This window comes from Larkinella punicea (assembly GCF_003334855.1).
Lineage (GTDB): Bacteria > Bacteroidota > Bacteroidia > Cytophagales > Spirosomataceae > Larkinella > Larkinella punicea.
The window spans coordinates 142,869-157,491 of record NZ_QOWE01000015.1 but is presented as its reverse complement, the minus strand read 5'-3'; the positions used below and the strand labels follow the sequence as shown (position 1 = coordinate 157,491).

Below are 14,623 nucleotides of genomic sequence, written 5' to 3'. Positions count from 1 at the left end.
TTCGCGAGGTGATTTTACTACTTTTACACTAACTTTCAAATTATCAATTCGTTCATGTCAACCGAAACACGTCACATTCTGTTAATGGACGGCCCCGATAGCACGGGACTCATTCACCGCGTCACCGGCGTACTGGCGCATTACAATCTGAATATCATCCGAAACGACGAATATGTAAGCCCCGACCGGCAGTTTTTTATGCGTACCGAGTTCGAAGGTAACTATGATTCATCCGTTTTGTCTGATAACTTACAACAGACCTTACCACCGGGCATCAATCTCCGTATTAATCCCAAAAAAAAGAAAAATATTATTGTTTTTGTTACAAAGGAGCACCATTGTTTGGCCGAACTGCTGATTCGGTATGCTTTTAATGAACTCGATGCCGATATTCTGGCGGTGGTCAGCAACTACAACACACTCCAGCCGCTGGTCAGCAAGTTCGGTATTCCGTTTCACTATGTAACCCACGAGCACAAAACCCGGGAAGAACACGAGGAGGCCATCACCCGGACCCTGTCGATTTATGAACCGGAATACATCGTGCTGGCCAAATACATGCGGGTGTTGACGCCGACGTTTGTGAAAAAGTTTCCGAACCGGATTGTCAACATTCACCACTCGTTTTTGCCGGCCTTCATGGGCGCCAATCCGTATCGGCAGGCGTATGAACGGGGCGTCAAAATCATCGGAGCCACCGCTCACTTCGTGAACAACGATCTGGATGAAGGCCCGATTATTGCCCAAAACATCAAGGAAGTCGACCACCGGCACACGGCGGCCGATATGTCTACGGAAGGAAAAGACGTGGAAAAAATCGTGCTGTCGCAGGCGCTGAAACTGGTTTTCAACGACCGCGTTTTCATTCACCAGAATCGGACGATCATTCTGTAGGGTCGAACAGTGTGCCGTTGATGGGTGTTTAGTTAAAACCGGCTATTTTGCCGGATTCGATTGCTCAACGATCTGTCTGTAAAAGCATGGCGAGGTTTTCTCACTGGATAAAAATAGGAGCCGCTCTGGCTGGCGTTCTGCTGGTGGTGGGCTTGCTGATTCCACTTTTGCTGACAACCGTCTACAAAGAAAAAGTCATTCTGGCCGTTCGCAATGAATTTGCCAGCCACACCGAACAGCGTCTGGCCGATTTTGGCGTAAATTTTTCGTTGCTCAGTCACTTTCCAAATCTGGCGATCCAACTCAACGATGTGTCGATTCACGACAACCAGGGCCCACAACCAATGGAAATTGTGGGCGTCGATCAGGCCAATCTGGTGATCAGGCTCTCTGACATTTTCCGGGAAAGCCGGACGGTGAAGAAGATCTTGCTGAAAGGCGTTCGGTATCACCAGCGGGTTGACTCGACCGGGCAAAAAACCGGGCTGGTCTGGAAAGCCGAAACCCGGTCGGACACCAGTCACACGCATTCGATTGCCATTCCCGAAATCCGGATCGAAGACGCCACGGTGATCGTTGAAAATGACTACAAAAAGAATGCGTTTTCGATGACCATCCGGAATGCCGATCTAAATGGACACCTTAACCACCCGACGCTGCAATTGCAGGGAACCGTCGAGGGCGCCATCGACTTTATTAAAAACCGGAACCTGATGCTGTTTCGGGCGCAGGCTTTCACGGCCAATGTCCGGTATGAATATAACCCGACGACCAAAACCGGAACGTTCAGCCAAAGCCAGCTTCTGGTCAACGGGTCGCCCATTCATCTGACGGGCAGTCACCGGAAACTCCCCGAAAACCAGGGCATGGATCTGAACATCGGTTTGAACGGACTGCAACCGGCTCACGAATTTCTGGCGGCATTATTACCGGACTCGCTCAAACGGTATGCCGGTGATGCCGACATGAAGGGGAAAGTCGCTTTCCGGTTTCGAATGAGCGGACAGAGCAGCACGACGGTGCGGCCCCACAATGACATCAGCTTTCAACTCCAGGCTCAAAATTACCACTGGCCCAAAACGCCGGTGGTTTTTCAAACCGTGCAGGTGCGGGGAAACTGGAACAACGGCGCCCGGAACGCCCGCGAAACCACCAAACTGACGCTTCAGCAGTTTCGGGTTCAATCGGGCGACGATACGCTCGTGGTGCGCGGTACGCTGGCCAATCTGGTGTCGCCGGTCGCCGATGCCACCATTCAGGGGAAATTGTCGCTGCAACAACTGGCCCAACTGATGAACTGGCCCGGCGACTCGCTTTATTCCGGAACGGCCGCCATCAACCTGGCCGTTCGCAGTCCGCTGCTGTATTCCACTGTGGTTAAACCCGCCCCCAATGAACCGTTCTGGAAAGGGACGCTTCGCGTTAAAGATGGTTGCCTTCATTTTCCAAAACCGTCGGGTCGGTGTACGGCGCTCAATGCAGATATTCACTTTATTCCGGAAAACAACATGCTTCGGATTCGGGAAGTGGTGGGGAAACTGGATGGCCGGTTTTTCAAAATTAACGGTGAAATAACCAATCTGCTCCGGTATGCTCTGGGTGGCAATCGGACTACGTACCCGGTTCGGACCAAACTGGCTGCGCATTGGCAGGAACTGGATTTCTCAAAACCGCTCCCCCCGTCAGCCCGGCGGTCGGGTCCTCCCAAAATACCGACTTCAACCGATAGTTTGCTGGCCGGGCTGTTGTTCGGCACCGAGTACTCCGCCGTCATTCGGATTGATCGCATTCGGTTGCCGTCTCGGGAAGATTTGAGCGATATGTCGTTCGTGGTTCACAAAAAAGGAGAACGGGTTCGGGTTCCGCAGCTTCGTTGCCGCACCACCCTGGGCGGATCGATCGCCGGACTGGGTCACTTTCAATTGACCCCGGATGGGATTCAGGCGCCCTATGCGGCCTTGAGCCTGTCGTATGAACGGCTGGATCTGCAACGTCTGGTGGGTTTATTGTCTGGATTGAACAGTATGCAGGCTACTTACAAAAGGCCGGTTTCGCAGCAAAAAAAATCCGCGTTGAACGATTACCAGTTCGATGTGGAAGTGAAAGCCCGCAAGCTGGATTACCAAACGCTGAAAGGCGACGACTTTGGTCTGAAAACCGTCATCAAAGACGAAACCGCGCAACTGGAACGGCTCACGATGAATGTTTTTGGCGGGCGGCTGGGTTCCCACGGCTTGATGAAACTGGGGCGTCCGGAAGGGTTTCCGGTAACGCTCAATGTAACGCTCCAGAAAATGGATCTCCACCTGCTTTTTCGGGCGGCAGAGGAGATGAGAATCGATGTGCTGAAGAGCGAGAATATCCGTGGTAATGTAGATTGTGCCATGTCGCTCCGGACGGAATTGAACAACGATTTTTTGCCGGATATCAAGAAGATAACGGCGTACACCAAAGCCTCGATCCGGCAAATGGAACTCATCGAAGTCCAGCCCATTCAGCAAGCCCTGCGGTTTTTGCCGAAGTCCAAGACGAGCCACATCTATTTTGAAGACGTGGAAGCCCAGTTTTTGCTCCACGAAAACCGAATTCTGATGCCGGATCTGAATTTGTCCAGCAACCTGTCGTATCTGCATCTGAACGGCGATTACACACTCAACAAGAAAGCGGCTTTTCTGGTGGAAATCAGTCTGACGGATTTAATCTTTGGCAATAATAAACGACGCATTCGGCAGATTCAGGAACCGGACTCGACCCGAACTTCCCGCGGCCTGAAAAACCACTTGCTATTGCAGCGCGATCTTGGAAAATACCGGATGAAAATGTTTGGCCGCAGAGATTTTGAAGCCCAGAAGCAAACCCTCCGTTCGGAATGGCAGGAAGAATTGAGCCGCCACAAAATTGACACCACCTTTTCCCGATGAAGCGACGTTTGGAGGGTAATCGTGGGTTTGTCAGCTCCATGAACCGGGCGTTTCCTTTCGTTTTTCCAGTTGTCTGTCTGGTAATCGGGACGGTTTTGCCGGGGCTGGCACAAAACCTCCTGGGCCGTGGGCTGGACTCGACGTATGTAAAGACGTTCCCTGGGAAACTGACCGGCCGGCTGTATCTTTCCCAAAAATACACCTCGTTTGTTCTGTCAACCCCGGTTATTCCGAGTCCTACGCTGCGTTTCAAGCCCAATTCGTCGCTGGACTTAGGCATTGGTGCCACTTTCAACGCCCTGACGCTGAACCTGGCGTATGGCCTTTCGTTTCTGAATAACAAAGGAAAAGGCAAAACCCGCGACATTGACCTCCAAACGCACCTTTATATGCGAAAATGGGTTGTCGACGGATTTGGGCAATTTTATGAAGGGTACTACCTCGCCCCCCGGGGCAACGCGTCGCCCAACCCCGATCAATACTATCAGCGTCCCGATCTGGGTATTTATTTGGTGGGCGCATCGATTCGGCGGGTGTTTAATTTTCGGCGGTTTTCGTTTCGGGCGGCTCTGGTGCAAAATGAGTGGCAGAAAAAATCGGCAGGTACGTTTCTGGCGGGTTTTCAATTGTATTACGGCATGATGCGGGGCGATAGTGCGCTGTATCCTTCCGTTTTGCGGCCGGTTTTCCCGGAAGCCGATGTGCGTCGAATGCGGTTTGTGAAATTTGGCCCCGGTGCGGGCTATGCCTACACGTACGTCTACCGACAGCACTGGTTTGCCACGGGTTCGCTGACGACCAATTTGAATGCCACCTTCAGCAAAGAGACCTTTGAGTCCGGTAAATTGACGTACAGCACACTGCGTCCGGATCTCCTTTTCAGGGTCGTTGCGGGCTACAACAGCAATCTGTGGTGTGTAACGCTCGGCTGGGTCAATGGCTCGGTGTCGGTCATAACACCCATTTACAATTACACCATCCATACCGGAAACTACCGGCTGACTGTGGCCCATCGCTTCAAAACCAATCCCCGGTTGCGGAAAATCGTGCCGGAGACCATCAAAATCTGATTATTCTGGCGAATATCGCTTTACAACAATAATCTACGCGAGAGACGAAGATTGGCAAGAATATGTTCTGTAAATTATTATCTTTCGAGTCGTAATAATCCTAAGCTTATTTCTTCCCCGCTTACAGTTGCCGTCATGCAAAAATTACAGACTCTCGATTACGTTGTTTTCTTCATTTATTTCATCATTGTAGCGTCGTACGGCTACTGGATTTACCAACGAAAAAAGACCAAAGAAACCTCCTCTACCGATTTTTTTCTGGCCGAAGGGTCATTGACCTGGTGGGCCATCGGTTCGTCGCTGATTGCCTCCAACATTTCGGCGGAACAGTTCATCGGAGCCTCTGGTGACGGTTTTGCGATGGGATTGGCCATTGCTACTTATGAATGGATGGCTGCCGCTACGCTGATTGTGGTCGCCGTCTTTTTTATGCCGATTTACCTCAAGAACCGGATCTTTACGATGCCGCAGTTCCTGACCAAACGGTATAACAACACTGTTGCCATGATCATGGCCATTTTCTGGCTGTTTCTCTATATCCTGGTCAACCTGACGTCGATTCTGTTTTTGGGCGCGCTGGCAGTTTCCACCATTTCGGGACTCAATTTTACGTTCTGTATGTTCGCGCTGGCCGTTTTTGCAGTCATCATCACCCTGGGCGGGATGAAAGTCATTGGCTATACGGACGTTATTCAGGTGTTTTTTCTCATTCTGGGCGGGCTGGCCACCACCTATCTGGCGGTCAATCTGGTTTCCTCGGAGAATGGTACCACCGGCATACTGAATGGCTTCAACCACATGCTGGCGAAATCAGAAGACCATTTTCACATGATCTTCCCGAAAGGCCATCCGCACTACGCGTCATTGCCCGGTCTAACGGTGCTGATCGGCGGGATGTGGATTGTGAACCTAAACTACTGGGGTTGTAACCAGTACATTACGCAACGCGCGCTGGGTGCCGATTTGAAAACCGCCCGGGAAGGGATCCTGTTTGCGGCTTTCCTGAAACTCCTGATGCCGATTATCGTGGTTTTGCCGGGGATTGCTGCCTACACGCTCTATCAGCAGGGCTTATTTCAACAGGAAATGCTGGATGCTACGGGCGAGGTGAATAAAGATCATGCCTATCCGGTTTTGCTCAATTTGCTGCCCGCCGGTCTGAAAGGACTTTCATTTGCCGCCCTGACGGCTGCGGTCGTGGCGTCTCTGGCCGGGAAAGCCAACTCGATTTCTACGATTTTCACGCTTGACATTTTCAAGAAATACATTGCACCGGATGCCAGCGAGAAGAAACTGGTTCGGGTGGGTCGAATTGCCATCTGGGTGTCGATGCTGATGGCCATTTTCATTTCGCCGTTTATGGGAATCGACAAAAAAGGCGGTTTTCAGTTCATCCAGGAAATGACGGGGCTGGTGTCGCCGGGCGTTTTTGCCGCCTTTATCATGGGTTTCTTCTGGAAAAAAACCAACTCGGCCGGGGCCTTGTTCGCCATTGTGGGCGGGTTCCTGTTGTCGCTGTTTTTCAAGTATATGTTGCCCGGTCTGGTGGATCTGGAATTTCTGGCCTCAACCGGTTTTGCCGTCCCGAACCCGGATGGAATCTACACCATTCCGTTTCTCGATACGATGGGGTTTGTCTTCCTGATCTGTGTTGCGGTGATGGTGGTGCTGGGACTTCAGAAACCCAGTGACAAAGGGCTGGAGATTGACAGCAGCATGTTCAAAACCTCTTCCAGCTTCGCCATCGGTGCCGCCGTTGTGCTGGCGATTATTGTGCTTTTATACGGGTATTTCTGGTAAAAAGAAATTTGAGTTATTTCGCGGAGTTGAACGGAGAAAAAAAGAGTTAAGCGGAGAAAAATATAACCTCTGCTTAACTCTTTTTTTCTCCGCTCAACTCCGCGAAATAGTTTTTGTAGCTTCTACCACCGCCCGGACAACTTCACGGCTCGTGCTGAGCCATTCGTATTCTCCCAGAGCCACGGAGGCCATCGGAACACCGGGCTTCCGGTATTCCATGCCACTATCCATCACCTGCTTGCCCGTCAGGTGGAGTGCGTGAACGCCCGTTGCGGCCAGGTGGGCGGCATTGGTGGCCGTGACGCCCGCTCCGGCCATAATTTCAATCCGATCGTCTGCCTGTTGAACCAATTGCCGGAGAAGCGGAATACCGGCTTCCGCGCTGGCTTGCTGCCCCGAAGTCAGAATGCGTTTCGCACCCGTTCGAATAACCGCTTCCAGGGCTTCTGCCGGATCGAGCGTCAGGTCGAACGCCCGGTGAAACGTAACCGCCAGCGGGTGGGCCAAACGAATGAGTTCGGCGGTTTTTTCTTCATCGATGGTTCCATCGGCTTTCAACAGGCCCAGCACCACGCCGTCGGCACCGGCTTGCTTCGCGGCTTCAATATCCCGGCGCATAACGGCCAATTCGGTGGCGTTGTATAAGAAATCTCCTCCACGGGGACGTATCATAACGTAAAGGGCAATCGTTACCTGCTGGCGGGCCAATTCGATCAGGCCGTAGCTCGGCGTGGTGCCGCCCTCCCCTGCTCCCCCACACAACTCGATCCGGGTGGCACCGTTGGCCTGTGCAATCAGGCAGGACTCCAGGGAAAACGCGCAAATTTCAATGTTCATTGATTAATAGACGGTTAGAAAAAGAAGAAGTTTGACGAAAGAATACAAACATTTTCAGCCGGGATTCGGTTAAATGGCCTGAACGGCATCCGTACCGTTTCTGAAAGAATTTTCAGCGACATGTATAGGATATTCATATTTTTTTACTTTTGCACAATTTTACGACAATCAGTCGTCATATTTTAGCAGCAACGCGTATGTATTGGACACTCGAATTGGCATCCTATCTGGAAGATGCCCCCTGGCCGGCTACCAAAGATGAGTTGATCGATTACTCGATCCGCTCTGGCGCTCCCTTAGAAGTAGTTGAAAACCTGCAGGAGTTGGAGGACGACGGTCAGCCCTACGAGAGTATCGAGGAAATATGGCCTGATTACCCAACCAAGGACGATTTCTTCTTCAACGAAGACGAGTATTAGCCGGTTGTTTCCATGAATTTGGCCCATAAAGGTGCAGCGCGAACGTTGTGACTTTATGGGTTTTGCCATTTGCGGGAAATCAGCGATTCCGGTATTTCTTCGGCGCATACAAAAAACCGAATGCTTCGGCTCCCTGGCGCTTGTGAACCTTGTGGTGAATGTAGTGCGCCCGGATGATTCGCTTCAGGTACGAATTTCGGGTGCTGAACCGGATTTTGATCCGCCGGTGGACAATAACATCGTGGAAAATAAAATAAAAAATACCGTATAAGGTCACACCAATGCCAATTGGTGCCAGAAACCAGAGCGAGTCGACTTCGAAACCCACCACCACCGTTCCGACAGCCGCCAGACTGAAAACCACACTGAACAGATCATTGCGTTCCAGAAAGCCGGCATGGTGGTTGTGGTGCGAATGATGCCAGCGCCACATAAAACCGTGCATGATGTATTTGTGTGTCCACCACGCCACCCCTTCCATTCCCACAAACGTAACCAGGACGATAACAACGTTTACCAGCATTTTTTCGTTACTAGATCAGATCCTGCCAAAAGGTAAAACCGCCAACTAGTTTAAATGGTTAATACTGAGAACAACGGACAAAATTACGGCAATTTCCGGTAAAATAGTTGTTCAACCTTTTGGTTCGTATGGGTTAAAACGGTTATATTTAAAAGCAAGGGAGGGGCTGACATCCTTCCTGATACCTACACAGCCGACTGACGGATGGACTACAGGGCGCTCAAGGAACTGGTTAGACAGGGTGAGGGAACGCATCTCGAATTCAAATTAAAGTCCAATCACCCCGAACGGATTATTCGCGAAATTGTGGCGTTTGCCAACACCGAAGGCGGAAAACTGCTCATTGGCATCGGCGACGACAAAAGTATCCAGGGCCTCAAACACGTCGACGAAGACGAATACCTGCTGGAACGCGCCATTGAACGGTATTGTACACCCACCATCACCTATTCCATGGAACGTGTGCTGCTCGCCAACGAGCGGGAAGTGCTGGTGATTACGGTTCCGGAGAGCGAGCGAAAACCACATTACGTAGACGATCCGCTCAACGATTTCCGGCGGGCCTACATTCGGGTTGACGACAAGGCCGTTCAGGCCAGCAAGGAGGTGCGCGAAATTATGAAAGGCGAAACCGCCGAGCGGGCGGTGCGGTTTACGTATGGCGACAAAGAGCAGACCCTGATGCAGCATCTGGATCGCAACCAGAGCATTACCGTCGATCTCTTCGCCAACATTGCCAATATTCCCCGCAAAATGGCCTCCCGAACCCTGGTCTTGCTGGTGCTCGCCAATGTGCTGGAAATTCATCCCCATGAAACCGTGGATCGGTTTACGACGCGGATGGGGTGAAAAGTTTTTAATGATAAATGTAAAATGATGAATGTAGAATGTAAAAGTGTTCCTTAGCCGCACATTTTTACATTCTACATTCATCATTTTACATTTCTCATTATTCAATCCCTTCCTGGTCAAAGGTTCTGACGGTTTTCCACTACCTTTGCATATTGTGACCAATGGTTGCATCCGGTTGCAATAGAGACTGTGCCTGACACGTTTGAACAGGAGAGCCCGGTGGGCATTCAGAGTCGTTCAATTCATTTAAGTAACTCATACAGATGCACTATCTGGTAAAACCCAATTGGCGGAAATGGCTGGTTGCCGGTATCGGTTGCCTGATGGTGTGGAGCATCACACCCGCTGAGGCACAACGTAAATCCAAGGAAAAGGAACAGCAGAAGCCGAAAGAGGGCGTTCGGGGCGTGGAGGAATCCCTGTTTACGGAAGGGATGAAGTTCATGATGATGGACGAACCGGCCAAAGCAGTACCGCAATTCCAGAAAGTTATCCAGCTTGATCCCGAAAACCCGGCAGCCAACTACGCAGCCGCAACGGCCCTGATGAAACTGAGCAAGCCGGAAGAGGCCCTTCCTTTCGCCCAGAAAGCCGTTCAGTTGGATAAAGGCACCAATAAATACTATGTGCTGCAACTAGCCGAACTGCTGGTGAAGCAGAAACGCTACGCCGACGCCGAAAATCTGTATGAAGAGCTGATCAAAAAAAGCCCCGATAACATCGAATACGGCGTTGAACTGGCGGCCATTTACCTGTTCGACGAAAAACCGGACAAGGCCCTCGACATGTACGACAAGGTTGAGAAGGCCACCGGCCTGAACGAAGAAATCATCCGGCAGAAACAGCGGATTTACCTGAAGCAGAATAAAGTGGAAAAAGCCATTCAGGAAGCTGAAAAACTGGTGGCTTCTGAACCCGGTGAAACCGACTACCTGCTCGAAGGGGCAGAATTGCTGATTGCCAACGACCGGAACGATCAGGCGGTGGACTGGCTCCAGCGGGCGTTGAAAGTCAACACGGATTTGCCCCAGGCCCACGTCATGCTGGCCGATCTGTACCGCAAGCAGGGTGATTTGGAAAAATGCAGCCAGGAACTTGACAAGGTCTTTTCGAATCCGAACCTGGAAGCCGATATTAAAGCGCGGATTTTATCAAGTTACATCGGCGTGGTTGGTAAAGACGAAAAAGCGAGACAGAGTGCCGTGAAACTGGCCAGAGAACTGGCAACGGCTCATCCCAAAGACGCCCGTTCACAGGCCATTTATGCCGACTTGCTGGTGCAACAGGGTAAAAAAGCCGAGGCCCGGGATTATTACGTCAAAGCCGCCCGTCTGGACAAAGCCACATATGAAGTCTGGGGGGCCATTCTGCAACTCGACGGTGAACTGAATCAGATGGACAGCATGTTGGTTCACTCCGAACAGGCGCTGGAATTATTCCCGAATCAGGGCGTCATCTGGGCGTTTAACGGATCCGCTAACTATTTCAAGAAACGGTATAAAGAAGCCATTGAAGCCTACGAGGAAACCCGGCGGCTTTCGGCCACCAACGCCGAGCTGATGAAAAGCGTGAATGCGCAGTTGGGCGATGTCTACAACGGCATGGGCGACCACCAGAAGTCGGACGAAGCCTACGAACTGGTGTTGAAAGAAGACCCGGACAACGATCACGTTTTGAATAACTACAGCTATTTTTTGTCCCTGCGGAAAGAAAAATTGCCGCTGGCACTGCAAATGTCGGAGCGACTGGTTGAAAAAAACCAGACTAACGCGACCTATCTGGACACCTACGCCTGGGTTTTGTACGTCATGAAAGACTACGTCAAGGCCCGGACATTCCTCGAAAAAGCCATTCAGGCCGATCCGAACGTGAGTGGGACGATTATCGAACACTACGGAGACGTGTTGTACCAGCTTGGCGAGCACGACAAGGCAATTGAACAGTGGAAACGGGCCAAACTAAAAGGCGAAACGACCGAGCGGTTGGACAAGAAAATTGCAACCGGAAAAATTTATGAGTAAATACCTTATTGGACTTTTGTGCGTCATCATGCTGTGTACATCGGAAGGATGTCGTCGGCGGAGACTGTTCCGCAACGCCCCTCCTTCGCCCACAGCCGATACGGTTTCCGTGCAAGCCCAAACCCCAATCCGTACCGATACGATTGCCATCGCCCCGGTCGTGTCTTCCGTTGACCCCAAGGCAACCGTCGACCAGGTTGATTTCGCTTACCTGACGGCCAAATCGAAGGTTTCGTTCAAAAGCAAAGACCAGGATATCAACAACGCCAACGTAAACCTCCGTATTGATAAAGACAGCCTGATCTGGTTGTCGGTGTCGGGTGTTGGGGTTGAAGTCGCACGGGCGCTGATTACGAAAGATTCCGTGGTGATTATGGATCGCATTCACCGCGAATATTCTGTGTATGATTACGCGTCATTGAGTCAGCGGTTTAATTTCAACCTCACTTTCGGGCTGATCCAGTCGCTGCTGATCGGAAATCTGCCACTGCCCCAGGAACCGGCCCAACGGGTTAAAAACGAGAAGGACTACCTCCTGTTGCGGCAGCGCGAAGGCAAGGTGATGGTCGACAACTACATTGGAGAAGAAAACCGGAAGCTGAAAAAACTGCTGGTGGTGGAGCAACCCACCAAGAATTCGCTGACATTGGATTATGAAGACTTCACGGTATTGAATAATTTTCTGTTTCCGTACACCAGTCTGGTAACCGTCGATTACAAATCCAAAAACGACGGTCAACCATACCAGACCGTCTTACGAATACGACACAATAAAGTAGAGCTTACCGATAAAAATCCGGGCTTTCCGTTCAGCATTCCGCCAAAATACCAGCGGAGACCGTAACTGCCCCGGTATTGCAAGATGCTTATGAAGTACAGAGTGGTTCGGGCTACCGATTGGAGGGAATTGATCCTTGTGCTTACCCTATGCTGGCTGGCTGGCGGGAGCGTAATGGCCCAGCAGCGGAGTCGTCAGCAGTTAGAAAAAGAGAAAAAGCAGAACATCGAGAAGGTCTCGCAGATCCGGACGATTCTGAAAAAAACTTCTTCGCAGAAACAGGCGACCCTCGGCCAACTGAAAGCGCTGAATCAGGAAATTGCGGCCCAATCCAAACAGATCAACCTGCTGACGGAAGATGTCAAGCTGATGACGTCCGAAATTCAGGAACTGCGCCGGACTTCCAACCAGTTGCAGAACAACCTGGAAAAACTCAAAAAGGAATACGGTGAAATGATTTATGCCGCCGACAAACGCCGGCAGCAGGTCAATCCGCTGGGCTTTCTGTTTTCAGCCGAAAACTTTAATCAACTGGTGGCGCGGTACAAATACCTCCAGCAATATTCTGAAGCCCGGCAGGGACAGGTGCGGCAGATGGAGAAAGTACGGCAGGAGATGCTTACAAAGCAGCAGGACGTCGAGCGTAAAAAGAAACAGCAGCAAGGGACACTGGCCGTGCAGGTCAACGAATCGAAGCGTCTGGAAGGGCTGAAGGATGAGAAAAACCGGGTTGCCGAGGAACTGAGTGAGAAAGAACAGGACTTGCGGACCGAACTGGCCGAAAGTCGCAAGGCCGTCAACCGGCTGGAATCGGCCATTACGGAAATGATTCGCCGGGAGATTCGCGAACGGGAAGAGCGGGAACGCCTGGCGCGTCTGGCCCGCTTAAAAGCCGAACGCGAGCGCATTGCCCGTGAAAAAGCCGCTGCGGTAGCCGCAGCTAAAGCCAAAGCTGAACGGGCCGCTGCCGCAGCAGAATCGGACGAACCGGAGACGGCTGAACCGAAAGCCGTTGAACCAAAGGCCACCGAATCGGCCGCAGAAGCGTCGGAACGAACCGCCCGCAAGCCCGATGAGCGCCGAAATAATTTGCTAAATGACGAAGAAGCGGCTCTGGCGTCTTCTTTTGCTTCTTCCAAAAACCGGCTGCCCTGGCCCGTCACGCGGGGCTTCATTTCGGATCATTACGGCGTAAAACCGCACCCGGTTTTGAAAGGCGTCATGCAGGATAACCCCGGCATCGATATTCAGACCAGTCCCGGCGAGGTGGTGAGGGCGGTTTATGACGGGATTGTTCAGTATACGACCTACGTAACCGGAATGCACAACATCGTGGCCGTTCAGCACGGGGATTATTACACGGTTTACGCCAAACTGAAAAGCGTATCGGTGCAGGTGGGGCAGCGCGTCAAAGCCCGCGAAGTGATTGGCGTGGTGGCCACCGACAAGGATGGCGTGGCGGAAGTGCAGTTCCAGGTCTGGAAAAGCACCAGCCGGATGAACCCCGAATCCTGGCTGATCGACCGTTGATTTTAACGTAAACTGCAAACCGTTTACCCGCTGTAGAATCATTTTGCCGTCATCGTGGTTTTATTACCTACGAATACCCGTAGATTGCCTGCTAAATCCTGCTCACTGACTATTATAAACGGTTTACCTAAGGAATGTCTGTTCATAACCCCGACATCAAACGGATCACTACCCATGTTATTCAGGAGCTGAAAAGCAAGGGAGAGAAAATTTCGGCATTGACTGCCTATGACTATTCACTGGCGCGATTGGTTGATGCCGCCGGTGTCGAAATCATCCTGGTGGGTGATTCGGCCTCCAACGTGATGGCTGGCCACGAAACGACCCTGCCGATTACGCTGGACCAGATGATCTACCACGCTACCTCGGTGGTTCGGGCCGTGAAGCGGGCGCTGGTCGTGGTCGATTTGCCGTTTGGTTCCTACCAGGGGAATTCATCGGAAGCCCTGCGGTCGGCCATCCGGATCATGAAAGAATCGGGTGCGCATTCGGTGAAAATGGAAGGCGGTCTGGAGGTTCGGGAGTCGATTATCCGGGTTCTGAGCGCGGGCGTTCCCGTGATGGGTCACCTGGGTTTGACCCCGCAGTCGATCTATAAATTCGGGACCTATGCCGTTCGGGCGAAGGAAGAAACCGAAGCCCAAAAACTGTTGGAAGACGCGAAAATGCTGGAAGACATTGGCTGCTTTGCCGTCGTTCTGGAGAAAATTCCGGCCACCTTAACCAAACAGGTTTCAGAAAGTCTGACCATTCCGACGATCGGCATTGGGGCCGGGCCGGATGCTGATGGCCAGATTCTGGTGTTGCACGACCTGCTGGGCATTAACAAAGAATTCAAACCGCGTTTCCTGCGTCGGTATGCCGATCTACACGGCGTGATTACGCAGGCCATCGGGCATTATGTCGACGATGTGAAAGACCGTGAGTTTCCGAGTAAAGAAGAAGCCTACTAGCCGAACGAACGGTCGGCCCATGAAG

12 protein-coding genes are annotated in these 14,623 nt (G+C 51.6%); 10 read left to right on the top strand and 2 right to left on the bottom strand.

The window, feature by feature from the left end; genetic code table 11:
- The first annotated feature begins 54 nt into the window (after positions 1–54).
- The 4 genes from purU (at position 55) to DUE52_RS18750 (ending at position 6,685) form a co-directional block, all read left to right on the top strand.
- Positions 55–894, top strand: a complete 840-nt coding sequence (purU, locus tag DUE52_RS18765; protein WP_114407571.1) for a formyltetrahydrofolate deformylase — start codon at positions 55–57, stop codon at positions 892–894.
- An 86-nt stretch (positions 895–980) separates the two neighbouring features.
- The gene (locus DUE52_RS18760; protein WP_114407570.1) at positions 981–3,815 is read left to right on the top strand and encodes an AsmA family protein; all 2,835 of its coding nucleotides are present in this window, start codon (positions 981–983) and stop codon (positions 3,813–3,815) included.
- Entirely contained in the window at positions 3,812–4,885 is a 1,074-nt protein-coding gene (locus tag DUE52_RS18755) for a DUF4421 domain-containing protein (RefSeq protein ID WP_114407569.1), read from the top strand. Before DUE52_RS18760 ends, DUE52_RS18755 begins: the two co-directional genes overlap by 4 nt.
- A gap of 135 nt (positions 4,886–5,020) precedes the next feature.
- Positions 5,021–6,685 carry a sodium/sugar symporter gene (locus DUE52_RS18750; protein WP_114407568.1) on the top strand — a complete coding sequence of 555 codons (1,665 nt, stop codon included), beginning with the start codon at positions 5,021–5,023 and terminating at the stop codon, positions 6,683–6,685.
- A 93-nt stretch (positions 6,686–6,778) separates the two neighbouring features.
- On the opposite strand, the gene DUE52_RS18745 is transcribed toward DUE52_RS18750, so the two are convergent.
- Positions 6,779–7,522 (bottom strand): copper homeostasis protein CutC, encoded by a 744-nt coding sequence (locus DUE52_RS18745; RefSeq protein WP_114407567.1) that lies wholly within the window; start codon positions 7,520–7,522, stop codon positions 6,779–6,781.
- Positions 7,523–7,719: 197 nt separating this feature from the next.
- On the opposite strand from DUE52_RS18745, the gene DUE52_RS18740 reads away from it, so the two are divergent.
- Positions 7,720–7,941, top strand: coding sequence for a DUF2795 domain-containing protein (locus DUE52_RS18740; RefSeq protein ID WP_009284883.1), 222 nt, complete (start codon positions 7,720–7,722; stop codon positions 7,939–7,941).
- A gap of 79 nt (positions 7,942–8,020) precedes the next feature.
- On the opposite strand, the gene DUE52_RS18735 is transcribed toward DUE52_RS18740, so the two are convergent.
- Positions 8,021–8,464 carry a sterol desaturase family protein gene (locus DUE52_RS18735; protein ID WP_114407566.1) on the bottom strand — a complete coding sequence of 148 codons (444 nt, stop codon included), beginning with the start codon at positions 8,462–8,464 and terminating at the stop codon, positions 8,021–8,023.
- A gap of 204 nt (positions 8,465–8,668) precedes the next feature.
- Between DUE52_RS18735 and DUE52_RS18730 the strand changes: the two genes are divergently transcribed.
- The 5 genes from DUE52_RS18730 to panB all read left to right on the top strand — a co-directional run bounded on the left by DUE52_RS18730 (position 8,669) and on the right by panB (position 14,598).
- Positions 8,669–9,313 (top strand): AlbA family DNA-binding domain-containing protein, encoded by a 645-nt coding sequence (locus DUE52_RS18730; protein ID WP_114407565.1) that lies wholly within the window; start codon positions 8,669–8,671, stop codon positions 9,311–9,313.
- Positions 9,314–9,579: 266 nt separating this feature from the next.
- Positions 9,580–11,337, top strand: a complete 1,758-nt coding sequence (locus tag DUE52_RS18725; RefSeq protein WP_114407564.1) for a tetratricopeptide repeat protein — start codon at positions 9,580–9,582, stop codon at positions 11,335–11,337.
- Positions 11,330–12,181, top strand: a complete 852-nt coding sequence (gene lolB1 / locus DUE52_RS18720; protein WP_114407563.1) for a lipoprotein insertase outer membrane protein LolB1 — start codon at positions 11,330–11,332, stop codon at positions 12,179–12,181. Before DUE52_RS18725 ends, lolB1 begins: the two co-directional genes overlap by 8 nt.
- A gap of 72 nt (positions 12,182–12,253) precedes the next feature.
- On the top strand, positions 12,254–13,645 hold the full coding sequence (locus tag DUE52_RS18715) for a murein hydrolase activator EnvC family protein (RefSeq protein WP_310587817.1): 1,392 nt from the start codon (positions 12,254–12,256) through the stop codon (positions 13,643–13,645).
- A 134-nt stretch (positions 13,646–13,779) separates the two neighbouring features.
- Complete coding sequence (gene panB, locus DUE52_RS18710; RefSeq protein ID WP_114407561.1) at positions 13,780–14,598, top strand: 3-methyl-2-oxobutanoate hydroxymethyltransferase; 819 nt, start codon at positions 13,780–13,782, stop codon at positions 14,596–14,598.
- Positions 14,599–14,623: the final 25 nt, after the last annotated feature.

Coding starts and splice junctions, on each gene's coding strand:
- purU (WP_114407571.1), top strand. CDS start 55: ATGTCAACCGAAACACGTCACATTCTGTTAATGGACGGCCCCGATAGC.
- DUE52_RS18760 (WP_114407570.1), top strand. CDS start 981: ATGGCGAGGTTTTCTCACTGGATAAAAATAGGAGCCGCTCTGGCTGGC.
- DUE52_RS18755 (WP_114407569.1), top strand. CDS start 3,812: ATGAAGCGACGTTTGGAGGGTAATCGTGGGTTTGTCAGCTCCATGAAC.
- DUE52_RS18750 (WP_114407568.1), top strand. CDS start 5,021: ATGCAAAAATTACAGACTCTCGATTACGTTGTTTTCTTCATTTATTTC.
- DUE52_RS18745 (WP_114407567.1), bottom strand. CDS start 7,522: ATGAACATTGAAATTTGCGCGTTTTCCCTGGAGTCCTGCCTGATTGCA.
- DUE52_RS18740 (WP_009284883.1), top strand. CDS start 7,720: ATGTATTGGACACTCGAATTGGCATCCTATCTGGAAGATGCCCCCTGG.
- DUE52_RS18735 (WP_114407566.1), bottom strand. CDS start 8,464: ATGCTGGTAAACGTTGTTATCGTCCTGGTTACGTTTGTGGGAATGGAA.
- DUE52_RS18730 (WP_114407565.1), top strand. CDS start 8,669: ATGGACTACAGGGCGCTCAAGGAACTGGTTAGACAGGGTGAGGGAACG.
- DUE52_RS18725 (WP_114407564.1), top strand. CDS start 9,580: ATGCACTATCTGGTAAAACCCAATTGGCGGAAATGGCTGGTTGCCGGT.
- lolB1 (WP_114407563.1), top strand. CDS start 11,330: ATGAGTAAATACCTTATTGGACTTTTGTGCGTCATCATGCTGTGTACA.
- panB (WP_114407561.1), top strand. CDS start 13,780: ATGTCTGTTCATAACCCCGACATCAAACGGATCACTACCCATGTTATT.